At 61.7% G+C, this 26,956-nt stretch carries 24 protein-coding genes and 1 pseudogene; 4 read left to right on the top strand and 21 right to left on the bottom strand.

Going from position 1 to position 26,956, the window contains the following annotated elements:
• Positions 1–159: 159 nt before the first annotated feature.
• From MHI61_RS06855 to MHI61_RS06785, 15 genes and pseudogenes are all read right to left on the bottom strand, one after another.
• Entirely contained in the window at positions 160–831 is a 672-nt protein-coding gene (locus tag MHI61_RS06855; protein WP_239791431.1) for a TIGR02117 family protein, read from the bottom strand.
• Between the two features lie 33 nt (positions 832–864).
• Positions 865–2,577 carry an urease subunit alpha gene (gene ureC / locus MHI61_RS06850; RefSeq protein WP_239791430.1) on the bottom strand — a complete coding sequence of 571 codons (1,713 nt, stop codon included), beginning with the start codon at positions 2,575–2,577 and terminating at the stop codon, positions 865–867.
• A 3-nt stretch (positions 2,578–2,580) separates the two neighbouring features.
• Positions 2,581–3,204, bottom strand: a complete 624-nt coding sequence (locus tag MHI61_RS06845; protein ID WP_239792795.1) for a Urease operon accessory protein — start codon at positions 3,202–3,204, stop codon at positions 2,581–2,583.
• Positions 3,205–3,220: 16 nt separating this feature from the next.
• A complete protein-coding gene (locus tag MHI61_RS06840) occupies positions 3,221–3,628 on the bottom strand; it encodes a lysozyme inhibitor LprI family protein (protein ID WP_239791429.1) in 408 nt (135 codons plus the stop codon).
• 12 nt (positions 3,629–3,640) lie between these two features.
• Positions 3,641–3,946, bottom strand: coding sequence for an urease subunit beta (locus MHI61_RS06835; RefSeq protein ID WP_004675639.1), 306 nt, complete (start codon positions 3,944–3,946; stop codon positions 3,641–3,643).
• 10 nt (positions 3,947–3,956) lie between these two features.
• Complete coding sequence (locus MHI61_RS06830) at positions 3,957–4,208, bottom strand: DUF1272 domain-containing protein (protein WP_239791428.1); 252 nt, start codon at positions 4,206–4,208, stop codon at positions 3,957–3,959.
• Between the two features lie 9 nt (positions 4,209–4,217).
• A complete protein-coding gene (locus MHI61_RS06825; protein WP_003561955.1) occupies positions 4,218–4,520 on the bottom strand; it encodes an urease subunit gamma in 303 nt (100 codons plus the stop codon).
• A 28-nt stretch (positions 4,521–4,548) separates the two neighbouring features.
• Positions 4,549–5,370, bottom strand: a complete 822-nt coding sequence (locus MHI61_RS06820; protein WP_239791427.1) for an urease accessory protein UreD — start codon at positions 5,368–5,370, stop codon at positions 4,549–4,551.
• Positions 5,371–5,518: 148 nt separating this feature from the next.
• Positions 5,519–6,214 carry an urea ABC transporter ATP-binding subunit UrtE gene (gene urtE, locus MHI61_RS06815; protein ID WP_239791426.1) on the bottom strand — a complete coding sequence of 232 codons (696 nt, stop codon included), beginning with the start codon at positions 6,212–6,214 and terminating at the stop codon, positions 5,519–5,521.
• Positions 6,215–6,232: 18 nt separating this feature from the next.
• Positions 6,233–6,751: a hypothetical protein gene (locus MHI61_RS06810; RefSeq protein ID WP_239791425.1), complete on the bottom strand. Its 519-nt coding sequence runs from the start codon at positions 6,749–6,751 to the stop codon at positions 6,233–6,235.
• Positions 6,752–6,825: 74 nt separating this feature from the next.
• Positions 6,826–7,581 (bottom strand): urea ABC transporter ATP-binding protein UrtD, encoded by a 756-nt coding sequence (gene urtD, locus MHI61_RS06805; RefSeq protein ID WP_239791424.1) that lies wholly within the window; start codon positions 7,579–7,581, stop codon positions 6,826–6,828.
• Between the two features lie 104 nt (positions 7,582–7,685).
• Positions 7,686–8,750, bottom strand: a pseudogene (gene urtC / locus MHI61_RS06800) (urea ABC transporter permease subunit UrtC); the annotation flags it as partial.
• Positions 8,747–10,369 carry an urea ABC transporter permease subunit UrtB gene (gene urtB / locus MHI61_RS06795; protein ID WP_239791422.1) on the bottom strand — a complete coding sequence of 541 codons (1,623 nt, stop codon included), beginning with the start codon at positions 10,367–10,369 and terminating at the stop codon, positions 8,747–8,749. The gene urtB and the pseudogene urtC, both read right to left, overlap by 4 nt.
• A gap of 113 nt (positions 10,370–10,482) precedes the next feature.
• Positions 10,483–11,775 (bottom strand): urea ABC transporter substrate-binding protein, encoded by a 1,293-nt coding sequence (gene urtA / locus MHI61_RS06790; RefSeq protein WP_239791421.1) that lies wholly within the window; start codon positions 11,773–11,775, stop codon positions 10,483–10,485.
• A 188-nt stretch (positions 11,776–11,963) separates the two neighbouring features.
• Positions 11,964–13,868 carry a phosphatase PAP2 family protein gene (locus MHI61_RS06785; RefSeq protein WP_239791420.1) on the bottom strand — a complete coding sequence of 635 codons (1,905 nt, stop codon included), beginning with the start codon at positions 13,866–13,868 and terminating at the stop codon, positions 11,964–11,966.
• Positions 13,869–14,044: 176 nt separating this feature from the next.
• Here MHI61_RS06785 and MHI61_RS06780 point away from each other — a divergent pair, with 176 nt between their 5' ends.
• Both MHI61_RS06780 and MHI61_RS06775 read left to right on the top strand, forming a co-directional pair.
• Complete coding sequence (locus MHI61_RS06780; RefSeq protein ID WP_239791419.1) at positions 14,045–17,428, top strand: ATP-binding protein; 3,384 nt, start codon at positions 14,045–14,047, stop codon at positions 17,426–17,428.
• On the top strand, positions 17,421–18,338 hold the full coding sequence (locus MHI61_RS06775) for a response regulator transcription factor (protein WP_239791418.1): 918 nt from the start codon (positions 17,421–17,423) through the stop codon (positions 18,336–18,338). The genes MHI61_RS06780 and MHI61_RS06775 overlap by 8 nt, the downstream gene beginning before the upstream one ends.
• A 289-nt stretch (positions 18,339–18,627) precedes the next feature.
• Here the strand turns inward: MHI61_RS06775 and MHI61_RS06770 are convergent, their stop codons facing one another.
• From MHI61_RS06770 to MHI61_RS06745, 6 genes are all read right to left on the bottom strand, one after another.
• Entirely contained in the window at positions 18,628–19,749 is a 1,122-nt protein-coding gene (locus MHI61_RS06770; protein WP_239791417.1) for a branched-chain amino acid ABC transporter substrate-binding protein, read from the bottom strand.
• A 120-nt stretch (positions 19,750–19,869) separates the two neighbouring features.
• Positions 19,870–20,223, bottom strand: coding sequence for a DUF6867 family protein (locus tag MHI61_RS06765; RefSeq protein ID WP_097581974.1), 354 nt, complete (start codon positions 20,221–20,223; stop codon positions 19,870–19,872).
• Between the two features lie 18 nt (positions 20,224–20,241).
• Positions 20,242–20,985, bottom strand: a complete 744-nt coding sequence (locus MHI61_RS06760) for an ABC transporter ATP-binding protein (RefSeq protein ID WP_239791416.1) — start codon at positions 20,983–20,985, stop codon at positions 20,242–20,244.
• Positions 20,985–21,860 (bottom strand): ABC transporter ATP-binding protein, encoded by an 876-nt coding sequence (locus MHI61_RS06755; RefSeq protein WP_222139627.1) that lies wholly within the window; start codon positions 21,858–21,860, stop codon positions 20,985–20,987. Before MHI61_RS06755 ends, MHI61_RS06760 begins: the two co-directional genes overlap by 1 nt.
• Positions 21,860–23,251, bottom strand: a complete 1,392-nt coding sequence (livM, locus tag MHI61_RS06750; protein ID WP_097581978.1) for a high-affinity branched-chain amino acid ABC transporter permease LivM — start codon at positions 23,249–23,251, stop codon at positions 21,860–21,862. Before livM ends, MHI61_RS06755 begins: the two co-directional genes overlap by 1 nt.
• Before the next feature lie 4 nt (positions 23,252–23,255).
• A complete protein-coding gene (locus MHI61_RS06745; RefSeq protein ID WP_010051810.1) occupies positions 23,256–24,158 on the bottom strand; it encodes a branched-chain amino acid ABC transporter permease in 903 nt (300 codons plus the stop codon).
• 534 nt (positions 24,159–24,692) lie between these two features.
• Here MHI61_RS06745 and cysQ point away from each other — a divergent pair.
• A complete protein-coding gene (cysQ, locus tag MHI61_RS06740; protein ID WP_239791415.1) occupies positions 24,693–25,490 on the top strand; it encodes a 3'(2'),5'-bisphosphate nucleotidase CysQ in 798 nt (265 codons plus the stop codon).
• A 585-nt stretch (positions 25,491–26,075) separates the two neighbouring features.
• Positions 26,076–26,801, top strand: a complete 726-nt coding sequence (locus MHI61_RS06735) for a sugar transferase (RefSeq protein ID WP_239791414.1) — start codon at positions 26,076–26,078, stop codon at positions 26,799–26,801.
• Positions 26,802–26,956: the final 155 nt, after the last annotated feature.

Genomic DNA, 26,956 nt, shown 5'->3' with positions numbered 1-26,956 from the left:
CTGAGACAATTGATATTAAACGCTTTTTTCCAGTTAGCCAGCGTGCCTGTTTCGTAATGGTTTACCTGTGGAAAACGCAGGGTTCCTTATCGATCTTTACAACCAGATGGGGAGTCCCGTTCACAATTCCGTTTACACCGGGACCGGTCCGCAGCTGCGTCAATTGTAGACACTGGCGGATAATCGCAATGATTGTGGAAGCGGGTTCCATAAGCCGGTTCGAAGCCCCGCCGAACGCAGTGCTGCGGCAGTCCAGGTATTGCAGCCGAAGAGGGCATTGAAATATCCCTTGGCCTCGAAGAACCGGTCGATCTCGCCGTAACCTGCGTTTGAGATCAGCTTTACCTCGTCGGCATCGCGGACAAAACTATCCGAGATGAAGCTGCGCAGCCGGGCCAATTGTTCGTCACCGATATCGAAGGCCGTAACGGCCGGCTGCGGCTCGGTGATATGACCGGCGAGATCCACGTGCAGCACCGAACGGTCGATCGTCAGGGCCCGCAACACCGGCAGCGGCTTCAGCTCCGACCAGGTCGGCGTTTCCAGATAGAAGGCGCGGCCGCCCCAACCAATGACGAGCCATTCCGCGTTCGGATGGCCGAGCGGAAAACCGGGATCGTCGAGGAAGGAAAAGGCGGCCCGCGTCTCCTCGTCGAGCGGAATGGCAATATCGGTATGGATCGGTCCCGACAGAAGCAAGATCCGGTGGGTCGCCGGCGCGGACGATGCTTCGACCGGCGCAATCAGCGGCCGGGGAATGAAGGTTCCGGCCGTCGCCAGAGCAACGAGCAGCAATACGATCCGCAACAGCCAGCGGATGCCTGTTTTCATCGGAACCGTCCAGCGCGCACGGAACGACCGGGCCTAGAACAGGAAATAGCGCTGCGCCATCGGCAGCACCGTCGCCGGCTCGCATGTCAGCAATTCACCGTTCGCCCTGACTTCATAGGTCTCCGGATCGACCTCGATCTCCGGCGTCAGGTCATTGTGGATCATCGATGCCTTGGAGATGCCGCCGCGGGTATTCTTCACCGCCACCAGCTCCTTGGCAACGCCAAGCCTGCCCTTCAGGCCGGCATCGAGCGAAGCCTGGCTGACGAAGGTGACGGAGGAATTCGTGAGGCTCTTGCCGTAAGAGGCAAACATCGGACGGTAATGCACCGGCTGCGGCGTCGGGATCGAAGCGTTCGGATCGCCCATCGGTGCTGCCGCGATCGAGCCGCCGAGCAGCACCATATCGGGTTTCAGGCCGAAAAAGGCGGGGTTCCACAGCACCAGATCGGCGCGCTTGCCGACCTCGACGGAACCGATCTCATGGCTGAGACCGTGCGCGATCGCCGGATTGATCGTGTATTTGGCGATATAGCGGCGGACGCGGAAATTGTCGTTGTCGCCTTTCTCTTCCTTCAGCCGGCCGCGCTGACGCTTCATCTTGTCAGCCGTCTGCCAGGTGCGGATCGCCACTTCGCCGACGCGGCCCATGGCCTGGCTGTCGGAAGAGATGATCGAGAATGCGCCGATATCGTGCAGAATGTCTTCGGCCGCGATCGTCTCCTTGCGGATGCGGCTTTCGGCAAAGGCGATATCCTCAGGGATCGACGGCGACAGGTGATGGCAGACCATCAGCATGTCGAGATGCTCGGCAATCGTATTGACTGTATAGGGTCGCGTCGGATTGGTCGACGACGGGATGACGTTCGGCTGGCCGCAGATCTTGATGATATCGGGTGCGTGCCCGCCGCCTGCCCCTTCCGTGTGGAAGGCGTGGATGGTGCGGCCCTTGATGGCGCCGATCGTATCCTCGACGAAGCCGCTTTCGTTCAGCGTATCGGTGTGGATCATCACCTGCACGTCATAGTCGTCGGCGACCGACAGGCAGCAGTCGATCGCGCCCGGCGTCGTGCCCCAGTCCTCGTGCAGCTTCAGCGAAGTGGCGCCGGCTAGCACCATCTCGGTCAAAGCGCCCGGCAGCGAGGCATTGCCCTTGCCGGCAAAGGCGAGGTTCATCGGGAAGGCGTCGGCCGCTTCGATCATCCGCGCGATATGCCATGGGCCGGGCGTGCAGGTGGTGGCGAGCGTGCCATGCGCCGGTCCCGTGCCGCCGCCGAGCATGCAGGTCATGCCCGACATCAGCGCTTCCTCGATCTGCTGCGGCGCGATGAAGTGGATATGGCTGTCCATGCCGCCAGCCGTGACGATCTTGCCTTCGCCGGCGATCGCCTCCGTGCCCGGGCCGACGATGATATTGACGCCGGGCTGCATATCCGGATTGCCGGCCTTGCCGATCGCAGCGATGCGCCCGTTCTTGAGGCCGATATCGGCCTTGTAGATGCCCGTGTGATCGACAATCACCGCATTGGTGATGACGGTATCGACCGCGCCGTCCGCCCGCGTCACCTGGCTCTGGCCCATGCCGTCACGGATCACCTTGCCGCCACCGAATTTCACCTCCTCGCCATAGGTGGTGAAATCCTTCTCGATCTCGATGAAGAGCTCCGTATCGGCAAGGCGCACCTTGTCGCCGGTCGTCGGTCCGAACATGCCGGCATAGGCGGCGCGCGAGATCTTATAGGGCATTCATCAAGCTCCGTGGGAGGAAGAGATAAGCATTTTTCCGCCGAGCCGCCTGAGGCGGCCCACGGCAATATAACTATCGACAAGCTGCCTTTCGGCGGCGAAAGGATGCCATTCCCAGCCGGCGTGGCCGAAGCCGGCCAGCGTCACCTCGGCATCGGCGTATGTGTTCAGCACCTCGGCAATGACGATCATGCCGCTGCTCGGCACGACGTAGGGCGCAGGCGCAAAGGCCGAGAGCGAGGCATCGACGGCCTCGTGGAGCGACGTGTCGATGACGACATGCGTCTTGCCGGTCTCCGCGCAGAAGGCGCTGAACGCGTCGGTATAGTCGTCGCAGAAATCGTCGAGATCGGGATGCGAGACCGCAAGCGGCGCCCGCATGGCGGCGAATTTCTTCGGGTCGCGCACGCTCCAGATTTCGCGCGCCGAAACGACGCCGGAATGGGTCCGCCACTCACGCGAACCGAGCATCGCCTTGGCCGGCCGACCGGTATTGCAGACCGCGACGGCATCCGTCCGGCTGCCGCCGGCGCCATAGGAACGACAATCGTTGAAGCGGATGACGAAATCGGCGACATCGATGATGCCCGCATCTCCCTCACCAACCTCGCCATTGCCGACGATCACGATCTTCCTGATCACCTTAGTTGCTCATCGTGTCTTCGAGCTCTTTCAGCTCTTGCGTCCGTTTGTCAGTGATGTTGGCGAGACATCCGGCGACCAGCATCGGCTCCATCGTGCCGCCGCGGGCCTGGAAGCCAAAGGCGTCGCACTCGTCGTCGCGATAATCGATCCAGGCGCGCTGTGCCTTGACCAGCGCCTGTTCCGCGCCCTTCATGTCGCCATCGAGATCCTTGTCGATCGCAGCAAGAGCCGCGCGGGTCTTCTTATATTGCGCATTCAAAGCCTTGTCCGCAGTCTCGTGGCGCGCCGCTTCGCAGGAGGTCATGTCCGATTGCGTCTTCGGGTTCTGGCAATCGATATCCTGAGCAGAGGCACCACTCGCGGCCAGCAACATCGCCGCCCCGATGAGGCAGATATTCAAACGCATGCATCCCTCCCGTTAAAGCTTGCCCATCACCAGCTGACGGAAACCATAGACCTCGCGCTTGCCGGCAAGCGGGATCAGCGTCACGGATCGCGTCTGTCCCGGCTCGAAGCGCACGGCCGTTCCGGCTGGAATATCCAGCCGCTTGCCGTGCGCCGCCGCCCGGTCGAAAGAAAGGCCGGCATTGGTCTCGGCGAAATGATAGTGGCTGCCGACCTGCACCGGCCGATCGCCCGTATTGGAAACTTCCAGCGTCACCGTCGGTGCGCCGGCATTGAGTTCGATGTCGCCGCTTGCGGCAATGATCTCGCCTGGAATCATCTCGTTCCTCTCAAGCTGCCCTGGGCGCGCAGCCCTCGGCCTTCAGCACGCGTTTCGTCGACGCCGGATGTTTGGCGAGCATGGCCGCCGGCCGAATGGGCCTAGCAACGAGATTGCCGCCGCAATTCGAGCAGGCGCCCTTCAGCACATCGTCTGCGCAATCGGCGCAGAAGGTGCATTCATAGGTGCAGATCCGCGCCTCGGCGCTCTCCGGCGGCAAATCCTTGTCGCAGCACTCGCAGTTGGGTCTGAGCTCCAGCATTCTACTTCCTCATCGGATCGGTTCGTGGACGGTGACGAGCTTGGTGCCATCGGGGAACGTCGCCTCCACCTGCACGTCATGGATCATCTCGGCAATGCCCTCCATCACCTGGTCGCGGCCGATCACATGGGCGCCGGCCTCCATCAGCTCGGCGACCGGACGGCCATCGCGGGCGCCTTCGACGACGAAGTCGCTGATCAGCGCGATTGCCTCGGGATAGTTCAGCTTGACGCCGCGCTCGAGCCGCCGCCGCGCCACCATCGCCGCCATTGAAATCAGCAGCTTGTCTTTTTCTCTCGGAGTGAGGTTCATTGCTTGCCCATCTGCTTGATGCTTAGCTTTAGAGATTCCAGACTTTCGGCACAGGCGCACTGTTGCGCAAGACGGAAATGACAGGGATCAGGATTTTTCTCAGCGTGAAGCCGTCGGCCGCCGCAAGGCGAACGACCAGCTTGTCGCTCCAGGCGCTTGCGCCGCCCATCATTCCCTCGACGAGCGGCCGGACCCTGCCGAGATAGGCTTCCGCCAGCGGCCCGGCATACAGCAACGTCGCGAAGGCAACCTGCCCGCCGAGCACCGCCTGGCGCGCCGCCAGCGCCGCAACGCCCTCGGAAAGCCTGAGCTCCTCGGCATGGATCAGCCGGCCCGAGCGGCGGATGCGCCAGCGGTCGCGGAAAAGCCCTGATACCACCGCCTCGCCCATTGCCTTGCGGCCGAGCAGCACGGCTTCGACGGCGAGGAATTCGGCGCTCTTGTCGAGATCGACGTCCAGCCGGCGAAAAAGTGCCGATCGGTCGAAGAGGATCGTTTCTTGCGGCAGCCAGTCGACGCGGGCTTGGGCTCCGACCTTGATGCTGGTCGTCACTTCAGCGGTGCCGGCCGATGCCTTGTAGATCTTCTCACAAGCCTGGGTGGTGACGTCGATCTTGGTGCCGGCGCCGGCGTCAACGCTCCACTCCATCCGGTCGCCGCCGGTCAACCCGCCTGATGTGTTGATGATGACGGCTTCCATCGAGGCATCGAAGGTATCCGGCAGGCGGATCTTCGCCGCGCCTTCCTGATAGAGCTCGCGGATACGCGTGCGGCCGGCGAACAGCTTTGCCGCCAGATGCCCGCGTCCCTCCGCTCTTTGCGGTCTCGTGCTCGCCGCCACGCTGGTCATATTGTCCCTTTCGGTCGCGCCACCGTTTTCATTCAAGCGCGCGCATGACGGAAAGCAAGCAATTCCCGTGCCGTCCAGCGACACCGCAGCGGACCTGCAAGACTGGAAGGGCGCAACACCACCTGCCGAAAAATACGGCATCTGCCGGTCAAACGGTCAGATGACGGCGAGCCTCCGGCGTATCCAGCGTCTCGGCAAGTCCTTCATGCACGATCTCGCCGCGATCCATGATGTAGACGTAGTCGGCAAGCTCCCGGCAGAAATCGAGATATTGCTCGACGAGCAGGATCGCCATGCCGGTGGAATCGCGCAGGTAACGGATCGCCCGGCCGATATCCTTGATGATCGACGGCTGGATGCCTTCGGTCGGCTCGTCGAGCACGAGGATCCTCGGCCGCGTCACCATGGCTCGTCCGATCGCCAGCTGTTGCTGCTGCCCGCCGGAAAGATCGCCGCCGCGACGCGACAGCATCGACTTCAGCACCGGGAAGAGGCTGAAGATATCATCGGGTATGTTGCGGTCGCGGCGGCCAAGCGGGGCAAAGCCGGTTTCGAGATTTTCCTTGACCGTCAGCAACGGGAAAATCTCCCGCCCCTGCGGCACATAGCCGATCCCCTGCTTGGCGCGGGCGAAAGGCGCTAGGCCGTCCAGCCTGGTATCGTTGAAGGTGACGATGCCGGCCGACAGCGGATGCTGGCCGGTGACCGCGCGCAGGAGCGAACTCTTGCCGACGCCGTTGCGTCCCAGCACGCAGGTAATCTTGCCCATCTCCGCTTTGATCGAGATGCCGCGCAGCGCCTGGGCGGCGCCATAATGCAGATTTGCGTTTTCGACTGTCAGCATGAGTTCACCCATTCCCCATCAGTTCATCAGCGTACGCCTCAACATCTGCAAGGCGTACTCCTGTTCTTTCGTTCTCTCGCCGCCAACTGCGGCCACGTCCTCGGCAATGCCGATCAGCTGCTGACGCTCCTGCATGTCGAGCGCCTTTAGCCAGAGATCCCGGAAGCGGCGGATCGGATCTTCGGGGCTGGTCACGTTCTTGGACGCCCACTCGCCGAAAACCAGCACCTCTTCCATATCGCCCGGCCGGATTATGCCCTTCATGCGGTTGCGGACGACATCCTTCGCCGCGTCGAGATACATCGGCTTCTCCTTGCCAAGGCAGAAGAAGAAGGCCACTGCCGCAATCGCCGGATCGGCGATCGAAGCCAGCGGCGCTGCCTCCGCCTGCTTGCGAAGCTTTCCGCGCTTATAGGCACCCCGCATGCGCTCGACGGAATCGATGATCTCGTTTCCTGCCTCACGCACCATTTTAAAACGCCAATACCAGATGACCGCGCCGCTGATCGCCGCGACCAGAATACCTAGAAAAGCCATGATGAAACCCCACGTAAAACCCGCTCATTTTAGAGCGTGTTCTCTTGTCGGGTTCAAGCCTGCAGTTGCATTCATCACCGCCCCAGATAGTTCTCGATCACCTTCGGATCGGCGCTGACGAAGTCGATCGAGCCTTCCGCCAGCACCGAGCCTTCTGCAAGGCAGGTCACCTTGACGCCGAGGTCGCGGATGAAGCCCATATCGTGTTCGACGACGACGACCGAGCGGGTTCTGGCAATGTCCTTGAGCAGGATCGCCGTCTCCGCCGTTTCCGCATCGGTCATGCCGGCCACCGGCTCGTCGACGAGCAGCAGCTTCGGCTCCTGCGCAAGCAGCATGCCGATCTCGAGCCACTGCTTCTGCCCGTGCGAGAGGTTGGCGGCCAGCTCATCGCGTCGGTGCGTCAGCCGCACCGTCTCGAGAATCTCCTCGATGCGAGCCTTGTCCTCCCCCGAAAGCCAGTAGAATAGCGTCGAAAACACCGAGCGGCGGCGGTTGAGCGCCAGTTCGAGATTGTCCCAGACCGTATGGCTTTCGAAGACCGTCGGCTTCTGGAATTTGCGGCCGATGCCGAGCTCAGCAATATCGGCTTCGTCCCTCTTGGTGAGGTCGATGGTGCCGTTGAAGAACACCTCGCCTTCGTCAGGCCTGGTCTTGCCGGTGATGATGTCCATCATTGTCGTCTTGCCGGCACCGTTCGGGCCGATGATGGCGCGAAGTTCGCCCGGTTCGATGACGATCGAGAGCGAATTCAGCGCCTTGAAGCCGTCGAAGGAAACCGAGACGCCGCTGAGATAAAGCACGCTGGTGGGTTTGACGTCGGGGATCATGACCTTCACTCCGCTGCCTGAATTTTCGGCTCGATGCCGTCGTCCTGCACCGCCGGCGGCACAGGCTCGGTGACGACTTTCCGCTTGGCGAAATAGTGCGAGACCGTGCCGACGACGCCCTTCGGCAGGAACAGCGTGACGGCGACAAAAAGACCGCCGAGCGCAAACAGCCAGAACTCCGGAAAGAGGCCGGTGAAGATCGTCTTGCCGCCATTGACGAGGATCGCGCCGATAATCGGCCCGATCAGCGTCCCCCGCCCGCCGACCGCCGTCCAGATGACGACTTCGATGGAATTGGCCGGTGCGAATTCGCCGGGATTGATGATGCCGACCTGCGGCACGTAGAGCGCGCCGGCTATGCCCGCCATCATCGCCGAGACGACGAAGGTGAAGAGCTTGAAGTGTTCGACGCGGTAGCCGAGGAAACGTGTGCGGCTTTCCGCATCGCGCACGCCGACCAGCACCTTGCCGAATTTCGAGCGGACGATTGCCGAGGCGATCGTCAGCGACAGCGCCAGGAAGACCGCGGTCGCGGCAAAGAGGCTGGCGCGCGTGCCGTCGGCCTGGATGTTGAAGCCAAGGATATCCTTGAAGTCGGTCATGCCGTTATTGCCGCCGAACCCCATGTCGTTGCGGAAGAAGGCAAGCAGCAGCGCATAGGTCATCGCCTGGGTGATGATCGAGAGGTATACGCCGTTGACGCGGGAGCGGAAGGCGAACCAGCCGAAGACGAAGGCGAGCAGGCCGGGCACGGCGAGCACCATCAGCGCCGCAAACCAGAACTGGTCGAAACCGTACCAGAACCAGGGCAGCTCCTTCCAATTGAGGAACACCATGAAGTCGGGCAGGATTGGATCGCCGTAAACGCCGCGCGAACCGATCTGGCGCATCAGATACATGCCCATCGCATAACCGCCGAGCGCGAAGAAGGCGCCGTGGCCGAGCGAGAGGATGCCGCAGAAACCCCAGACGAGATCGAGCGCCAGCGCCAGCAGCGCGTAGGTCAGATATTTGCCGAACAGCGCCATGATATAGGTCGGAATGTGCAGCGGATGGCTCGGGCCGGTCGCAAGGTTCAGGACCGGCACCAGAATGGCGACCGCCAGCAACAGGGCGACTGCGACAGAAATCCTGCGATCGAGAGACCGGAAAAGGAAGGCCGTTATCATGCTTCCACCGCCCTTCCTTTGAGTGCGAAGAGCCCGCGCGGACGCTTCTGGATGAAGAGAATGATGAGGACGAGCACCAGGATCTTGCCGAGCACGGCGCCGGCGAAGGGCTCGAGGAACTTGTTGACGACGCCGAGCGACAAGGCGCCGACCAGCGTGCCCCAGAGATTGCCGACACCGCCGAAGACGACGACCATGAAGCTGTCGATGATGTAGTTCTGGCCGAGGTTCGGCGAGACGTTGTCGATCTGCGAGAGCGCCACACCGGCCATGCCGGCGATGCCGGAGCCGAGCGCAAAGGTGAAGGCGTCGACCCAGCCGGTGCGGATACCCATGGAGGAAGCCATGCGCCGGTTCTGGGTGACCGCGCGCATCTGCAGGCCGAAGGCCGAACGCTTGAGCAGCATCAGCAGCGCCACGAAGACAACCATCGAGAAGACGATGATCCAGAGCCGGTTCCAGGTGATGACGAGGCCGCCGAAGTCGAAGGCGCCGGACATCCAGCTCGGATTGCGGACCTCGCGATTGGTCGGGCCGAAATAGCTGCGGATTGCCTGCTGTAGGATCAGCGAAACGCCCCAGGTGGCAAGCAGCGTCTCCAGCGGCCGGCCATAGAGATAGCGGATCACCGAACGTTCGATGACCAAGCCGACGAGGCCGGTGAAGAGGAAGGCCGCCGGCACCGCGAAGGCCAGCGAATAATCGGCGAGCGAAGGAAAGGCCGAGGCGATCGTTTCCTGCACGACATAGGTCGTATAGGCGCCGATCATCACCATTTCGCCATGCGCCATATTGATGACGCCCATGACGCCGAAGGTGATGGCAAGGCCGATCGCCGCAAGCAGCAGCACCGAGCCGAGCGACAGGCCGTACCAGACGTTCTGGACGACATCCCAAAGCGCCAGATCGCGCTTGATCGAGTCGATCGCGGCCTGGATTGCCGGCTTCAGATCGTCGGGCGCGGTCGCCATCGCCATCGACAGGATCGTCAGCGCATTCCGGCCGCCGCGGGCGGCGATCGTATCGATCGCGGCCTTTTTCTCCTCGGTGCCGGCGTCGCTCTTCAGCGTCATCACGGCCCGCGCCGCTTCCATCGTGTTTTTGATCTCACCGTCCTTCTCGACCGACAGAGCCGAATTCAGGAGATCGAGATTGCCGGGATCGGCATCCTTGAGCATGCCCGCGGCCGCTGCGAGCCGCGCGGAGCGATCCGGGCTCAGCAGCGTCAGCTGGCTCATCATGGTCGTAATCGTGGTGCGCAGCGCGTTGTTGATCTTGACCTTGTACATCATGTCGGGGTCGATGTCAGCGACCACCTCGCCGGTGATCGGATCGGAATAAGTCGGCTCGTCCTCCGTGCCGCCCTGCACGAGAACGGGGCCGCCTTCCGAATTGACGTAGAGCTGGCCGTCGCTCAGCTGCTGCAGGATCTGGCTGACATGCGCCCCCCCGGAAGCGACGAGTGCCCGGATCGCCGCATCGCGCTCGGGAAAGCCGCCGACGCCGAGCGCATCGACAAGGGCGTGCACATCGTCCTGGGCGCGAAGGCCGGCCCCCGGTAGCGTCAACCCCGAAATCAGGCACAATGTCAGAAGAAAAATCTTGATGGCGCGAAACATCGGCTCTCTCGCCTTGATTGTCGCTGACCTGGAGGCGCAGCGGTAAGGACGGAGCTTCCGCCCGGATCAGCTCCGGACGGAAGTCTTCAGGCTGTCAACGGATCAGGTCTTCCTCAGGAGCCCTTGCCGCCGCACTTGCCGGTCGCAACATTGAAGTTGCCGCAGTTGAGGGGCTTGCGCCAATCGGAGATCAGGTCCTTGGAGTCGGGCAGGTAATCCGACCATTCGTCGCCGACGACGGCAGGCGTCTGCTGGACGATTTCGAACTGGCCGTCGGCCTGGATTTCACCGATCAGCACCGGCTTGGTGATGTGGTGGTTCGGCATGACGGTGGCATAGCCGCCGGAGAGGTTCGGAACGGTGACGCCGATGATGTTGTCGAGAACGGCATCGGTGTTGGTGGTGCCGGCCGCCTGCACGGCCTTCACCCAGGCGTTGAAGCCGATATAGGCGGCTTCCATCGGGTCGTTGGTCACGCGCTTGTCGTTCTTGGTGAACGCATGCCATTCCTTGATGAACTTCTTGTTGGCCGGGCTTTCGACCGACTCGAAATAGTTCCAGGCGGCGAGATGGCCGACGAGCGGCTTGGTGTCGAGACCGGCAAGCTCTTCTTCGCCGACCGAGAAAGCGACAACAGGAATATCGGTTGCCTTGACGCCCTGGTTGCCGAGTTCCTTGTAGAAGGGCACGTTGGCATCGCCGTTGATGGTGGAGACGACGGCGGTCTTCTTGCCGGCCGAGCCGAATTCCTTGATCTTGGCGACTTCAGTCTGCCAGTCGGAGAAGCCGAAGGGCGTGTAGTTGACGAGAATGTCTTCCTTCGGAATGCCCTTGGATTCGAGATAGGCCTCAAGGATCTTGTTGGTCGTGCGGGGATAGACGTAGTCGGTGCCTTCGAGCACGAAGCGCTTCACGCCCTCGGTGTTCATCAGGTAGTCGACAGCAGGGATCGCCTGCTGGTTCGGCGCAGCACCGGTGTAGAAGATGTTGCGCGAGGATTCTTCGCCTTCATACTGCACGGGGTAGAAAAGCAGCGAGTTCAGCTCTTCGAAAACCGGCAGGACGGATTTGCGCGAGGACGAGGTCCAGCAGCCGAAGACGGCGGCGACCTTGTCCTTTTCGATCAGCTCGCGGGCCTTTTCAGCAAAGAGCGGCCAGTCGGAAGCCGGGTCGACCACGACCGCCTCGAGTTTCTTGCCGAGAAGACCGCCTTTCTTGTTCTGCTCGTCGATGAGCATCAGCATGGCGTCTTTCAGCGTGGTTTCGGAAATAGCCATCGTGCCGGAGAGCGAATGCAGCACACCGACCTTGATCGTATCGTCGGCGGCAACCGCACCGCTGAAGGCGGCCGAGGCCGCCATGACGGCGCCGAGCGCGGCGCCTGTAATAGTGGTTCTGAGATTCATCTGATTGAACTCCCCTCTTTTGTTCCGCAACAGGCCGGAAACGGAAATCAACTGTTGCCGAGGGGACTATCGGGTGCCGCAGCGCGAAAACACATACGCAAAATGACGTAGGCGCAGGGGATAAACGGCCAGGCCGGAAGCAAGGGCATCCCCGCAGCCGGGAACGCCCTCCATCTTTGAGACGGAACTCAGCCCTCGATCGTCAGCGTAACCGATGTCGGACCATAGGAGAGGCTCGCCTTATGGCCGGAGATGGTGAACTTGCCGAAGCTGCCGGAGACGTTGGCCGCTTTCAGGATCTCGATCTTGGTTCCGGGCCTCGGGGTGAAGCCGTCGGCAAGCGTCACGTCGAGATCGCCGGCGAGCTCTGCCTTGCCGTTGACAACTAGGGTGCCGGCGCCGTTCGCGCCGAGTGCAAGCTTCGCCACAGCTTTGGCGATCTGCTGATAATCGCCGCCCACGATCAACGGCTTGTCGGCGGCCAGCACGAGCGAACCGCCGTTCACCGTCAGCCCGCCGGTGCCGAAAGCCGAAGACGAACCGGCGACCAGCATGCCTTCTTCCAGAACGGTGCCGCCCGCATAGCTGTTGGCGCCGGATAGGCCGAGGATGCCGCCGCCGCTCTTCACCAGCTTGCCCTTGCCGCCGATGTCGTTGCGCCAGGTGTCGATTGCATTGTAGCCGCCCTTGGTCGCATCCATCGTTACGGTCACATCCTGGTCGAATGCACCATAACCGTCAGCGGCAGCAAACAGATTGAGGCGGCCGTAACCTTCCGCGTCGTCGAGCAGCGGATAGCCGGAAGCGATTTCCGTCGTCTTCAGAACCTCGCGGCGCTGTTCGCTGTCGAGATAAGGCAGACGCGTTTCGAGCAGCGCTTCGGCGCCTTGCGGCACGCGCGCCGGCTGGTCGGTCGCATGGATGGTCGGCAGGCCGTAGCTCAGGCGCTGCAGCACGTAAGCGCGATTGGCGTCATGATCGGCGAAACGGTCCGCGGCGAGCGGTGCGGCATGGGCGGCGACTTCGAGCGCACCTGCATCGGCAACGCCTGATTTGGCGATGAGCCATGACTGCGCCTGGGCATAAGCATTGCTCTTCAGCGCCGCATTATCGGCCTTGTTCAGATTGTAGACGACTGTCGCGGTGCCGAGCATGCGGCCGCCCATCACGTCGAGCGGAGAATGCATGCCGGAAAGGATGCGATCCTCGCCCAGTTCGCTGGCGCGCGTGATCATTTCCTGAAAGCGTTGCGGCACGAGATAGGCCATGGCGAGCGCATCCCGCCAGGCTTCCGCCGTATGCCCGCTCGGGAAACCGCCATCCTCGACCGGCTTGCCGCTCTTGGCGGGCACCAGGGTCGGGACAACCGACACGTCTTGGCTCCAGCGGTAGGGGCGGCCGTATTTGAAATAGCGCTTGGCGGGTTCCGTCGAGCCGTCGGCGCTTACGGCGTTGATGAAGTCGATCGCAAGCCCCATGTCCGGGTTGGCGTCGGTCTTGTTTTCGGTGTCCGGCTTGCTGCCGGCGCCGCGGTTGTTGCCCTTGTCGTCATATTTGACCGTCGTCGCATCGGCCGCCACCTCGGTGATCGTGGTGGTCTGCTTGGAGCCGGCCTTCCAGGCATCCGTCAGCGGGCCGAGGCCGTCGACGATGCTGGCATTCTTACCGCGCCGGTCGTCGAGATAGGCGGCAACGGCCTGCTCGGCCGTCCGCGCCTTGGTCACCTTGACGGCATAGGCGATGTTGGCGTCATGGACGAGCTTGTTGACGATCTGGCCGTCGGTTTTGCTGGAGGGAATGCCGTCCCAATCCGTCTTGGCGACCGCCGGGCAATTGTCCTTGGCCGGCGCTTCGACGCCGGCGTCGACAAAAGGTGTGCGCGGGGTCCAGACTTCCAGGAAGCCGGAGAGAAGGTGAACGGCGGCATTGGTGTCGACCGTCGAGAAGCAGGCGTCACCGCGTTTGTTGGTGTTTCCGGCCTCGACATAAGGCGCTTTCGCCGCCGTTGCCTGCTCGGCGCCGGCAAGCGAGGGCACGATCGAGACGAGGCAGACGAGAGCAGTGCTCAGGCGGAAAAGGCTTGAAACAGTCATGGGGATACCTGAAACGGTTGAAGGAACGGCGGGAGAGTTAGTGGGCTAGTGTGACAGAGCGGCTTCAAAAATATGGCAGTTCAGTGAATCTGCCAGTGCCCGCCCCTTGCCTTTCTCACCCATCCCGCCAAAACTGTTTCGAGACGATAGGCCAACCGGAATGCCGGAAGGAAGACATGGCAGCGCGCCAACGCATCATTCCGGTAAGACGCGAGTATAATCGCTGGGTCGCCAACCAGACGCTGGAAGATTACGCGCTGCGCTTTACCGCAAAGAGCGCCCGCCATTTCTCCTCTCAGCGCATCGCACAGACGGCGATCGGCGCGATCTCCTTCCTGGCGCTCGAGGCGATCGGGGGCGCCATCACCCTCTCCTACGGCACCACCAACGCCTTCTACGCCATCATCGTCGCCTCGCTCGCCATGCTGGCGATCGGTCTGCCGATCAGCCGATACGCCGTCCGTCACGGCGTCGATATCGATCTGCTGACGCGCGGCGCCGGTTTCGGCTACATCGGCTCGACCATCACCTCGCTGATCTATGCGAGCTTCACCTTCATGCTGTTCGCGATCGAGGCCTCGATCATGTCCGGCGCGTTGGAACTGGCGCTCGGCATTCCCCTCTGGATCGGCTATATCGTCAGCGCCGTCATGGTGATCCCGCTGGTGACGCACGGCGTGCGGCTGATCAGCAAGTTCCAGCTGATGACCCAGCCCTTCTGGATCGTGCTGAATATCCTGCCCTTCCTCTTCATCGCCTTCATGGACTGGGAGAAATTCGATCTCTGGCGCGCCTTTGCCGGCATCCGCCATGTCTCTGGCCCGCCCGGCACCGTCGCCGATTTCGATCTGGTGGAGTTCGGCGCCGCTTCCGCCGTCATCCTCGCCCTGATGTCGCAGATCGGCGAACAGGCCGACTTCCTGCGCTTCCTGCCGCCGGAGCCGCGGCGCAAGTGGCGCCATCGCCTCGCCGTCTTCCTTGCCGGACCCGGCTGGGTTGTCATTGGCGCGCCGAAGCTGCTTGCCGGTTCTTTCCTGGTCGTGCTGACGTTGGCCTCGGGCGTGCCGGTCGATCGCGCCGCCGACCCGGCGCAGATGTATCTGACCGCCTTCGGCTATATGATCCCCTGGCATAATGCCGCGCTGTTGCTGATGGCGGCCTTCGTCGTCGTCTCACAGTTGAAGATCAACGTGATGAACGCCTATGCCGGCTCGCTCGCCTGGTCGAACTTCTTCTCGCGGCTCACCCACAGCCATCCCGGCCGCGTCATCTGGCTGGTCTTCAACGTCGCGATCGCCCTTTTGCTGATGGAACTCGGCATCTACCGGCTGCTGGAGGAGACGCTCGGCATCTTCTCGATCGTCGCCATGGCTTGGCTCTGCACGATCTTCGCCGATCTCTTCATCAACAAGCCGCTGGGGCTCGCTCCCCCCGGTATCGAGTTCAAGCGTGCTCACCTCTACGACATCAATCCGGTCGGCCTCGGCGCCATGACGCTGTCGGCAACGGTGTCGCTGATCGCTCATTTCGGCGCCTTCGGCCCGCTCGCCGCCTCGCTTGCCCCCTATATCAGCCTTGTCGTCGCGCTCGTCGCCTCGCCGGCACTCGCCTGGGTGACGAAAGGCAAGTTCTATCTCGCCCGCAAGCCGCGCCAGAGCTGGAAGAACCTGACGAACATCACCTGCTCCGTCTGCGAGCACCCTTTCGAGCCGGAGGATATGGCATGGTGCCCGGCCTATGCCGCGCCGATCTGTTCGCTCTGCTGCTCGCTCGACAGCCGCTGCCACGACATGTGCAAGCCGGCCGCCCGTTTCAATGCGCAGGTCGGCACCGTCGCCAAGGTCCTGCTGCCGGAAACCGTGTTGGGCAAACTGACGACGCGCCTCGGCCGCTACGGCATCGCCGTCGTTCTGGCCTTGGCCGCCATCGGCGCGATCCTGGCGATGATCGCCCATCAGGTCGCCGCCGCCTCCCCCGAGACGGCCGAGGTCGTCAACCGCACCATCCTGGTCGTCTTCTTCGTCTTTTCGGTGATATCGGGTGTCGTCTGCTGGTTCTACGTGCTCGCCCATGACAGCCGCGTCGTCGCCGAGGAGGAATCCTCGCGCCAGAACACCCTGCTGCTCAAGGAAATCGCCGCCCACAAGAAGACCGACGCCGCCTTGCAGAACGCCAAGGAGATGGCCGAGGCCGCCAACCGCGCCAAGAGCCGTTATGTCGTCGGCCTCAGCCATGAGCTTCGCACGCCCCTGAATGCCGTGCTCGGCTATGCCCAGATCCTCGAGCGCGACGAAACCATTCCTCCGCCGCGCCAATCCTCGATCAAGGTCATCCGCCGCAGCGCCGAACATCTTTCCGGCCTGATCGACGGCCTGCTCGATATCTCCAAGATCGAGGCCGGCCGCCTGCAGGTCTACTCGAACGAGATCAACATCCAGGATTTCCTCGACCAGATCGTCGAGATGTTCCGGCCGCAGGCGCAGGCAAAGGGGCTTGCTTTCCTGCATGAGCGCTCGCCGGCCCTGCCGCAATTCGTCCGCACCGATGAAAAGCGCCTGCGCCAGATCCTCGTCAACCTGCTCTCCAATGCCATCAAGTTCACCGACGAGGGCAGCGTCACCTTCGATATCGCCTATCGCAGCCAGGTGGCGACCTTCACCGTGACCGACACCGGCCGCGGCATCACCGAAAGGGATCTGCCGCGCATCTACGAACCCTTCCAGCGGGGCGAGGCCGACAGCGTGCGACCGATGCCGGGTCTCGGGCTCGGTCTCACCATCACCCGGCTTCTGACCAACACGCTCGGCGGCGAGATTTCGGTCTCGAGCGTGAGGGACGAGGGTTCGACCTTTCGCGTGCGGCTGATGCTGTCGGCCGTCATGCGCGCTGCCGCCCCGCCGCAGGAAAAGCGCATCATCGGTTATGACGGTTCGCGCCGCACTGTGGTGGTCGTCGACGACAATGAGGATCACCGCGAGATGATGCGCGAAATCCTGGCGTCTCTCGATTTCATCGTCCTGACCGCGGCAGGCGGCACCGAATGCCTGACGCTGATCGACGGCATCATGCCGGATCTCTTCCTCGTCGATATCCTGATGCCCGGCATGAACGGCTGGCAACTCGTTTCGCGCCTGCGCGAGGCCGGCCAGACGGCGCCGATGGTAATGCTGTCGGCCAATATCGGCGATGCCGCCGTACTGAGCGACAGCGACGACAGCCACAATGATGCGATCGGCAAGCCGGTCGATATCCGCCAGTTGCGCGACAAACTCGCCCTCCATCTCGGCCTGAAATGGATTTATGCCGACGACGCCCACACCATTGTGGAAAAAACCGAAGCGCCGATGCTCAGTCCTGGCCCGGCCCATGTGCAGGAATTGCTGCGGCTCGGGGAGATCGGCTATATCAGAGGCATCGAAGCCAAGCTTTCGGACCTTGCCAAGCTGGAGACAAATCGGCCATTCACGGAGGAGCTTCGCGCCTATGTCGCCGCCTTCGATATGACCGGCTTCATGACCTTCCTGCACGACTTCGACGAAAAGGTGGAATCCATTGGCTGAGCCGGCCCTCCCCCGCGACATCGTTCTGCTTGTCGATGACTCGCCCGAAGCGCTCGGCTTCCTGACCGATGCGCTCGAACAATCCGGCTTCTCCGTGCTGATCGCCACCTCCGGCACGGCAGCCCTTGGCATCGTTGAGCGCATCACGCCCGATCTCATCCTGCTTGACGCCGTCATGCCCGCCATGGATGGCTTCGAGACCTGCCGGCGGCTGAAGGCAAATGCAGCTGTGGCGCAGGTGCCCGTTATCTTCATGACCGGTCTAACAGAGACCGAACATGTCGTGCATGCGCTGGAATCCGGCGGTGTCGACTACCTCAGCAAACCGATCAATATCGACGAGCTGCGCGCCCGCATTCGCGTCCATCTCAGAAATGCCCGCTCGACCCAGAGCGCCCGCGTCGCCCTCGACGCCGCCGGGCGCCATCTGCTGGCAGTCAAGGGCGACGGCGCGATCCATTGGTCGACGCCGCAGGCAACCCGGCTTGTCGATGCCGCCATGGGCAGCGACGACGGCATGGAAATCGTCGTCCGCCATATCGCCGGCTGGATGCGCGACCGCGCAAGTGCTGCGCGCGACGGCATCATCTCGATCGCCCATGCCGGCCAGGCGGCGCTGCAGCTCGCCTTCCTCGGCGCGATCGGCCCTGACGAATATCTGTTTCGCCTCACCGCTGCCAATAGGCGCAGCGACGACGAGGCGCTGCGCCAGCGCTTCTCGCTCACCCAGCGCGAGTCCGAAGTGCTGCTCTGGATCGCCAAGGGCAAGGCCAACCGCGACATCGGCGAAATATTGGGATTGTCGGCGCGCACGGTGAACAAGCATCTCGAACAGATCTACGTGAAGCTCGGCGTTGAAAACCGCGCATCGGCCGCCGTGAAGGCGACCCATGTGCTGCACGAGATGTGAGCGATAAAGCGCGTCGCATCAAATTTGATTCATACGACGTGCTTAGCCCTTTGTTTTTATGCATGCCGTCGTCCCCGAACCGCTGCACACTTCCAGGCGACATGCATTAGCGGCATGGGGATCGCCGCCGCCGAAATTGCCGAGGATCTTCGCGCGACAGTCGTTTTCGGGCAGACCCCCAAGCAGCAGGTAGGTGGCCTGTGGCGAACAGAAATTGAAACCTTCGTAAAACAAAGAAGCCCGGTCGGAACCGGGCTTCGATCTCACATCCCCAAAAGGGAAGTTATGCTTACATGCCCTGCGGGACGTAGGTGTACTTGCCGTCCGCGCCCTTCTTCCATTCGTACATGATGTAGCCAGGAATCTTCGGGTCGCCCTTTTCGTCGAACGAAATGTCGCCGAGAACCGTCGGGAACGGACCCTTTTCCTTCATGGCCGTGGCGACGGCTTCGGGATCCACCGAACCGGCAGCCTTGGCCGCACCGGCGATCGCCTGCATCGCAGCGTAGGAATACAGCGTATAGGCTTCCGGGTTGAAACCGGCAGCCTTGAACTTTTCGACGAGTTCCTTGTTGGCCGGGTTCAGCGTCGGGTCGGGACCGAAGGTGTTGAGCGTACCGGCAACGGCGTCACCAGCGATCGAGGCCAGTTCGTTCGAAACGATACCATCGCCCGAAACCAGCGTTGCCTTCAGGCCCTGGTCGGCGGCCTGACGGATGATGAGGCCGGCTTCGGTGTGCAGGCCGCCCCAATAGATGATCGAGACGCCGGCTTCCTTCATCTTGGCGATGAGGGCCGAAAAGTCCTTGTCGCCGACGTTGATGCCTTCGTACATGGCTTCGGTCACGCCGGCGGCATTCATCGCCTTCTTGGTTTCGTCTGCAAGGCCCTGACCGTAGGGGGTCTTGTCGTGAACGACGGCGATCTTGGCGTCCTTGAAGTGGTCGGCAAGATACTTGCCGGCGATGGCGCCCTGCTGGTCGTCACGGCCGCAGGTGCGGAACGTGTTCCAGAGACCGCGCTCGGTGAACTTCGGGTTGGTAGCGGCCGGGGTGATTTCGAGAATGCCGTTTTCGGCATAAACTTCCGAAGCCGGGATCGAAACGCCCGAGTTGAAGTGGCCGATGACGAACTTGACGCCGTCAGCAACGAATTTGTTGGCGACCGAAATGCCCTGCTTCGGGTCGGAGACGTCGTCGCCGAGCTCGATCTTGATCTGCTCGCCGTTGATGCCGCCGGCAGCGTTGATGTCGGCGGCCGCCTGCTCGGCGCCCTTCTGAAGCTGCGCGCCGAAGGCGGCGTTCGGGCCGGTCAGCGGACCAGCGACAGCAATGAGGACGTCGGCCCAGGCGTTGCCGCTGAAGGCGAGCATCGCCGTCAGAGCCACTGCCGACAGAAGAGACTTCTTCATATTGTTACTCCCAATTTTTGGGCGGGTTCCGGTCCAAGGCCCGGCGCATTACCCACCATTGACTGCGCCAGGAAAGCTGTTCCACTCTGAAGGCAATTCATGCCTAGTTTCAACGGACTGTCAATGTTTGTCCTTCCACGAAAACGCGGAAGTTTTTTCGTACAGCCAGTAATAGTTGTTGACCATCTGATTGGTGCGGCGAAAGCGGAAGCCGGCGGTCGAGAAGACCAGCAGCGTCACGAAGTCGATGCCATAATAGAGGGCGCTGAGCATCGGCCCATTGAACAGGGCGTGGTGGAGAAACTGCATCGCCCAGGCGAGCAGGAAGGTATAGACGACCGCCAGCGGATAATTGTTCCAGCCGTCCGCAACGGCCTTGCCGGCCCGCCAGGCCGTCCAGAAGCCGATCAGCACGACGAGCGTACGGATGACAATCCGAACACCGATATCGCTTTCGAAGAAAAGACCCTGCATATCAAACTCTCCCTTCGATTAGTGTCTTCCGCCTTCGAGATAGGCGGCGCGAACCTCGGGATTGGCGAGCAGTTCCTTGCCGGAGCCGCTCATCGTCACCTTGCCGTTCACCATCACGTAGGCGCGGTGCGAAAGCCTCAGCGCCGCGAAGGCGTTCTGCTCGACGAGGAACACGGTCAGCCCTTCCTGTTCGTTGAGCTTGCGGATCGCCTCGAAAATGCCCTTGACGATCAGCGGCGCAAGGCCGAGCGAGGGTTCGTCGAGCAGCAGCAGCTTCGGGCGCGCCATCAGCGCGCGGCCGATCGACAGCATCTGCTGCTCGCCGCCCGATAGCGTGCCGCCGCGCTGGGCGTGGCGTTCCTTGAGACGCGGGAAGAGCGTGAAGATCTTCTCGACGTCTTCGGCGAAGTATTTGAGATTGTCGAGGCCGGCGCCCATCTGGAGATTTTCCAGAACCGTCATGCGCGGAAAGATGCGGCGTCCCTCGGGCGATTGCGCGATCCGCAGCCGGGCGATTTCATGGGTCGGCATGCGGGTAATCTCGCGCCCCTCGAAGACGACCGAGCCGGTGCGGGCCTGCGGGCTGCCGCAGATTGTCATCATCAGTGTCGACTTGCCGGCGCCGTTGGCGCCGATCAGACTGACGATCTCGCCCTTGTTGACCTGAACATCGACGCCGGCCAGAGCCCGGATATTGCCATAATAGGTTTCGACGCCATTCACCTGAAGGAGCGGTTGACCCGTCATTACTTCGTCGCCCATCAGTTTGCGCCTCCTTCGAGCTGCTCGACGGTTGCGATCACCTCTTCCACTTCCTCATCCTCGACGCCGAGATAGGCCGCGATGACCTTCGGATCGTGCTTCACGTGATCCGGCGTGCCATCGGAAATCTTCTGGCCGTATTCGAGGACGACGACGTGGTCGGAGATTTCCATAACCACCGACATGTCATGCTCGATGAGCAGAATGGAGGTTCCGGTTTCGGCGCGGATGTTCTGCAACAGCGCATTCAGCGTTGCCGATTCCCGCGGGTTGAGACCGGCCGCCGGCTCGTCCAGGCAAAGCAGCTCCGGGCCGGTGCACATGGCGCGCGCAATTTCGAGACGCCGCTGGGCGCCATAGGGCAGATCGCCGGCAGGATCGTCGGCGCGGTCGATCAGATCAGCCTTCTCAAGCCAGTGCCGTGCAAGCTCGACCGCAGCCGTCGCCTCTCGCCGATAGGGACCGATGCCGATGAGGCCGAGGATCGTATAACCCGATGCCTGCATCAGCTTGTTGTGCTGGGCAACCAGCAGATTTTCGAGAACGGTCAGGCCGGAGAACAGCCGGATGTTCTGGAAGGTGCGCGCCACCTTGGCTTCTTTGGTGATGCGAAAGTCCGGCAGACGCTCCAGCAGGTACTGTTTGCCGTTACTCTGATTAAGCGTGATCATCCCCATCGTCGGCTTATAGAAGCCGGTGATGCAGTTGAAGACGGTGGTCTTGCCGGCGCCGTTCGGCCCGATCAGCGCGGTAATGTCACCGCGCTTGGCTTCGAAGGAGAAGTCGTTGATGGCCATCAGGCCGCCGAACTTCATCGACAGGTGCTCGACCTTGAGCAGCGTATCGCTCGACATCGTGTTGGTCACCGGGCTCATCAACCATGGCCCTCCTTGGTAAAGCTTCCGGATATTGCCTTGCGCTCCTTGAGGAAGGCGGTCGGTTCACGTGAGCCGACGAAACCGCGCGGCTTGAACAGCATGACGACGACCATGGCAAGGCCGAAGAGCAGCATGCGGTAGAGTTCCGGCGTGAAGTCCGGCCCGAAGACCGCTTTCAGGAAGTCCATTTCGCGCAGCGCCTCGGTGCCGCCGACCATGACGATCGCAGCGATCGCGATGCCGGTCAGCGAGCCCATGCCGCCGAGAACGACGATGGCGAGAACGACGGCCGATTCCAGGAAGATGAAGGATTCCGGCGAAACGAAGCCCTGCCGCGCTGCGAAGAACGAACCGGCGAAGCCGCCGAACATTGCACCCGTCGCGAAGGCCGTGAGCTTGGTCGTCACCGTGTTGATGCCGAGCGAACGGCAGGCGATCTCGTCTTCGCGCAACGCTTCCCAGGCACGCCCGATCGGCATGCGGCGCAGCCGGATGGTGACGTAGGCCGTCAGCATGCAGAGCATCAGGATGAGATAGAAGAGGAAGATCTTGTAGTAGGCGGAAGACATCGGCAGTTGGAAGAGCTTGGCAAAGCCGCCGGCCGTCGCATCGAAGGGGATGCCGAACAGCGTCGCCTTCGGAATGCTCGAGATACCGAACGTCCCCTTGGTCACCTCGGTCCAGTTGATGAGGACGAGACGGATGATTTCCCCGAAGGCAAGCGTGACGATGGCAAGATAGTCACCGCGTAGGCGCAGCACCGGAAAGCCGAGGATGACGCCCCAGAGTGCGGCCAAGATGCCGGAAAGCGGCAGCAGCACCCAGAAGGACAGGCCGAAATAGCTCGACAGCAGCGCGTAGGAATAGGCGCCGACCGCGTAGAAGGCGACATAGCCGAGATCGAGCAGGCCGGCGAGACCGACGACGATGTTCAGCCCCCAGGCGAGCATCACGTAGATCAGGATCTGGATGCCGAAATTGTCGACCCATTTCAGCGAACCCTGGGCACCGACGAGAGCCACGATCACGACAGGGTAGAGCACGAGCGCGAGCAGCGCGATCTTCAGGAAGTGCCGATGGAAGAAGTTCTTCTCGGTCGAAATGTCGAGATCGCCTTGCCGTGCCTTTCTGAGCTTGCGGCGGTCGATGTTCGGCTTGATGAAAACGACCATGAGGAAACGGCCGATCGCGGCGACAGCGACGAAGATCGCAAGCAATCCCCAGCGCTGGACGATGATCAGCTCGTTGTTGATGTTCTGGTCGGTCTTCAGACCAACATAGAGAACGAACATGCCGAGTGACAGGACGGCGGCGAAAAGGGCTTCGGTAAGGCCTTTGCGGACAAGTCCGGCATCGGGCTTGCCTGCAGAATTTTCGATGTTTGCCATGACGTTATACCTTCTCGACTTCCGGCCGCCCGAGGATACCCGTCGGCTTGAAGATCAGCACGAAAGCGAGGATGGCGAAGGTCGCCACATCCTTGTACGCGATGGTGAAATAGGCCGACCACAGCGATTCGATCAGACCGATCATCAGCCCGCCGAGAACGGCGCCCGGCAATGAGCCGATGCCGCCGAGAACGGCTGCGGTGAATGCCTTCACACCCGGCGTAAAGCCGTCGGCGAACGAGGCAACGCCATAATACATCAGATACATCGTGCCGGCGACGGCAGCCAGTGCCGCACCCATGACGAAGGTGATCGAGATCGTCTGGTCGACATTGACGCCGAGCAGCGCCGCCATCTTGCGGTCCTGCTCGGTGGCGCGCTGGGCGCGGCCAAGCGCTGTACGATTGACGATGTACCAGAAGGCCGCAAGCAGCACCGCGGTGATCACGATGATGATGATCTGCTTCAGCGACACCGAGATATTGCCGAACTGATAGACCGAGCTCACCATCGGCGGGATCGGCTTGTTGCGCGGACCCTGCGTCACCTGGATGAAGTTGGACAGCACGATCGACATGCCGATCGCGGTGATCAACGGCGCCAGGCGGAATGAACCGCGCAAAGGACGGTATGCGACGCGCTCGATCGTCCAATTCCACAAACTCGTCATCAGCATCGCCACGACAAGCATCGCCAGCAGCAGAATTGCCACCGGGAGACCTGCGAAGATGGATGTGAGGACGAGGAAGACGATAAGAGCGGCGAAACCACCGAGCATGAAAATGTCGCCATGGGCGAAGTTGATCATGCCGATAATGCCATAAACCATCGTATAGCCGATAGCCACAAGGCCATAGATGGATCCGAGCGTCAGCCCGTTGAAGAGCTGCTGGACGAAATACTCCATATGTCGTTTTCCCCTGGATGCGAGCCGAATATGCTGCATCTCTTTTTGGTTCTTCGGTCACCCGTTTCAGGCAACCTCATGACCGCATGCATAGCGGTTTCGCTGCAAATGTGAAGACAAAAAGGATTTACTCCGGCAGATTCTTGTTCGAACAGGGCTAAATGGCGCATTTTGCACCAAAATCCACAGAAAATCGGCGAAGCACGTCCTGTTTTTAGCCAAAAACTGGCGTCGAATTAACCATCCGGCAATTTCCCCTTCAATTTCATGAACCTCTTGCGGCGTAAGCTATTCCACAGAATTGGAAGATGGAGCAAATTCAGACCCGCAGCGCGCCGCTTTGGCGAATCCCATTCCAGCGAATGACAGCCATCTTCGTCTGACAAGACCGAAAGCTTATGGTAGCATCGCAAACTGCGTTATCGGGGTGCGGAACGCGGGGCGAAACACCATATAAGATCGACTATGGTGGCAGGGATGGTTTGCGGACGAGCGACAACGGGGTGCTCACCGCGCGGCGAACGGCAAAGGACAATGCTGAGGACATTCGAAAAGGCGGCGCTCGAAGCCGGCATGGCCATTATAACGGTCTTGCGCGAAGGCTTTCCCGTCGCCATGAAGGCGGACGCAAGTCCAGTCACGGTCGCCGACGAGGAGGCCGAACGGATCATCCTCGCGCATCTTGCCCGAGACTATCCCGAAATACCCGTCGTGGCGGAAGAGTCGGTCGCGGCCGGCAGGGTGCCCGACATCAGCGGTCGGGGCTTCTTCCTGGTCGACCCTCTCGACGGCACGCGTGAATTCGTCGACGGGCGGCAGGAATTCACCGTCAACATCGCTTATATCGAGAACGGCGCTCCGGCGGCCGGGATCGTCTACGCGCCGGCGCTCGGGCTTGCCTTCTCGGGAGAACGCGGCCACGCCGAAAGGCTCGTGGTTACGGAGGATTTCACTGTCGGCTCACGCAGTGCAATCGCCGTGCGCGAACAGCCGGCCGACAGGCTGGCGCTCGCGAGCCTTCGCCACAACAGCCCGGAGACCGGAACCTTCCTCGCCGACCATGCGATTTCCAAGTGCACCAACATCGGCTCGTCGCTGAAATTCTGCCTGCTGGCCGAAGGCAAGGCCGACGTCTATCCCCGTTTCACCCGCACGATGGAATGGGACACGGCGGCCGGCGACGCAGTGCTTCGGGCCGCCGGCGGTTCGACCGTGACGCTCGACGGAGCGCCGCTGACCTACGGCAAGACCGGAACGGCGGCCGATTTCGATTTCGCCAACCCGAACTTCATTTCCTGGGGCGGCAGGAAACGCGTTCTCGAACCCGCCTGACCTCTCGCAAGGATCGCTGAAAGGCCGCGGACGTGCTTCTCCGCCGCTCCGCGCCTTCCGTCAGGCCCCTCCCCCGTGCCGATTATCTCGGCTTCGCCGGTCATCAACTGATTCGCATGGCCGGGCGAGAGAGGTGATTCTGCGGGATACCCCCGTGTCTCCACACCTTCTGCCTGCAAAAGCGCGTCGATCCCGCCTTGGTTTTGTCACATTTTGGCACTGTTAGATAACAAGCCGACCGTTCTCGCGAAAAAATTTCGCCCCGGTTTCTGTTAAGAAATGGCGCTTGTGGGCAATGCGGTACGTGCCGAGAAGGCACGTCCGAAGCACCCCGGAAGCCCCTGCCAAGGGCCTAAAAACCTTGACGAAATTCCAATTCTTAACGAAATATCATGAGCTTGCCTCAACTTAACGCAAGTGCGAAAGATTTATTGCGATGCGATATTTCTCTGGACACCATTACACAATTGTCGCATTTTTCCGTTTTAGTAGGGTTACCAAACACCTGAGTGCAGCCCTGGTGACAGGGTAAACCATTGATCGCCTATTGCCGCCGCGCCCCTCGAAGACAACAGAGTACGATCCTTGAGCATCACGGAACTAAACAACACCATTTCGACAGAGTCCTTCCGGCCGAGCCGCCGCCAGCAGCCGAGCCTGAAGATCCAGACCCCTGTAATCCACAGCGATGCGCCGCAGGCGCCGTGGGTGGATCTCGTCCTGAAGCGGGCGTTCGACATTGTTTCGTCGTTGAGCGCCCTCCTCGTCCTCGCACCCTTACTTCTTCTCGTCGCCCTCTTGATCAAGCTGGACAGCCCCGGACCGGTGCTGTTCAAGCAGACTCGCTGGGGTAGGAACTGCAAGGCCATCAAAGTCTACAAGTTCCGCTCCATGCGCACCGATCTCTGCGATGTCTCGGGCGTTGCTCAGACGGTGAAGAACGACCCGCGCGTCACCCGCATCGGCGCCATCCTGCGCCGCACGAACATCGACGAGTTGCCGCAGCTGTTGAACGTGCTGTTGGGCGACATGTCGGTTGTCGGTCCGCGCTGCCACGCGATCGGCATGCGCGCCGGCGGCATGCTCTACGAAGAGCTTGTGCCGGAATACCACCAGCGCCACGCAATGCGTCCGGGCATGACCGGTCTCGCCCAGATGCGCGGCCTGCGCGGCCCGACCGATCGTCCGGCCAAGGCGCGCGCCCGCATCGCCAGCGATCTCTATTACGTCGGGAATTTCTCGATCTGGATGGATATGCGCATCATCGTCGGAACCGTCGCATCGGAACTGGCCGGCGGAAAAGGCTTCTAAGCTTTTTTTGTGAGAAAGGGCCGGCTGCTCGGAGCAGCCGGTACCGGAATGCTCGGGCGACTGCCCGCATGCGGTTGAGCGAATCGCGCTTGCCATCGCACTCCTCAGATACCCCCACGATCATATACGACGAGAGATCGAGAAGAATCGCCTCT

It is taken from the genome of Rhizobium sp. K102 (assembly GCF_022385315.1).
Classification (GTDB): Bacteria; Pseudomonadota; Alphaproteobacteria; order Rhizobiales; family Rhizobiaceae; genus Rhizobium; species Rhizobium croatiense.
The sequence above is the reverse complement of the archived record's forward strand: the minus strand, read 5'-3'. Positions and strand labels throughout refer to the sequence as shown.

Coding starts and splice junctions, on each gene's coding strand:
- MHI61_RS06770 (WP_239791417.1), bottom strand. CDS start 19,749: ATGAAGAAGTCTCTTCTGTCGGCAGTGGCTCTGACGGCGATGCTCGCC.
- MHI61_RS06830 (WP_239791428.1), bottom strand. CDS start 4,208: ATGCTGGAGCTCAGACCCAACTGCGAGTGCTGCGACAAGGATTTGCCG.
- urtA (WP_239791421.1), bottom strand. CDS start 11,775: ATGAATCTCAGAACCACTATTACAGGCGCCGCGCTCGGCGCCGTCATG.
- urtD (WP_239791424.1), bottom strand. CDS start 7,581: ATGATCCCCGACGTCAAACCCACCAGCGTGCTTTATCTCAGCGGCGTC.
- MHI61_RS06825 (WP_003561955.1), bottom strand. CDS start 4,520: ATGAACCTCACTCCGAGAGAAAAAGACAAGCTGCTGATTTCAATGGCG.
- ureC (WP_239791430.1), bottom strand. CDS start 2,577: ATGCCCTATAAGATCTCGCGCGCCGCCTATGCCGGCATGTTCGGACCG.
- MHI61_RS06760 (WP_239791416.1), bottom strand. CDS start 20,985: ATGGGCGACGAAGTAATGACGGGTCAACCGCTCCTTCAGGTGAATGGC.
- MHI61_RS06765 (WP_097581974.1), bottom strand. CDS start 20,223: ATGCAGGGTCTTTTCTTCGAAAGCGATATCGGTGTTCGGATTGTCATC.
- MHI61_RS06755 (WP_222139627.1), bottom strand. CDS start 21,860: ATGAGCCCGGTGACCAACACGATGTCGAGCGATACGCTGCTCAAGGTC.
- MHI61_RS06810 (WP_239791425.1), bottom strand. CDS start 6,751: ATGGCTTTTCTAGGTATTCTGGTCGCGGCGATCAGCGGCGCGGTCATC.
- MHI61_RS06820 (WP_239791427.1), bottom strand. CDS start 5,370: ATGACCAGCGTGGCGGCGAGCACGAGACCGCAAAGAGCGGAGGGACGC.
- MHI61_RS06745 (WP_010051810.1), bottom strand. CDS start 24,158: ATGGAGTATTTCGTCCAGCAGCTCTTCAACGGGCTGACGCTCGGATCC.
- cysQ (WP_239791415.1), top strand. CDS start 24,693: ATGCTGAGGACATTCGAAAAGGCGGCGCTCGAAGCCGGCATGGCCATT.
- livM (WP_097581978.1), bottom strand. CDS start 23,251: ATGGCAAACATCGAAAATTCTGCAGGCAAGCCCGATGCCGGACTTGTC.
- MHI61_RS06835 (WP_004675639.1), bottom strand. CDS start 3,946: ATGATTCCAGGCGAGATCATTGCCGCAAGCGGCGACATCGAACTCAAT.
- MHI61_RS06780 (WP_239791419.1), top strand. CDS start 14,045: ATGGCAGCGCGCCAACGCATCATTCCGGTAAGACGCGAGTATAATCGC.
- MHI61_RS06840 (WP_239791429.1), bottom strand. CDS start 3,628: ATGCGTTTGAATATCTGCCTCATCGGGGCGGCGATGTTGCTGGCCGCG.
- MHI61_RS06855 (WP_239791431.1), bottom strand. CDS start 831: ATGAAAACAGGCATCCGCTGGCTGTTGCGGATCGTATTGCTGCTCGTT.
- urtE (WP_239791426.1), bottom strand. CDS start 6,214: ATGCTGACAGTCGAAAACGCAAATCTGCATTATGGCGCCGCCCAGGCG.
- urtB (WP_239791422.1), bottom strand. CDS start 10,369: ATGTTTCGCGCCATCAAGATTTTTCTTCTGACATTGTGCCTGATTTCG.
- MHI61_RS06785 (WP_239791420.1), bottom strand. CDS start 13,868: ATGACTGTTTCAAGCCTTTTCCGCCTGAGCACTGCTCTCGTCTGCCTC.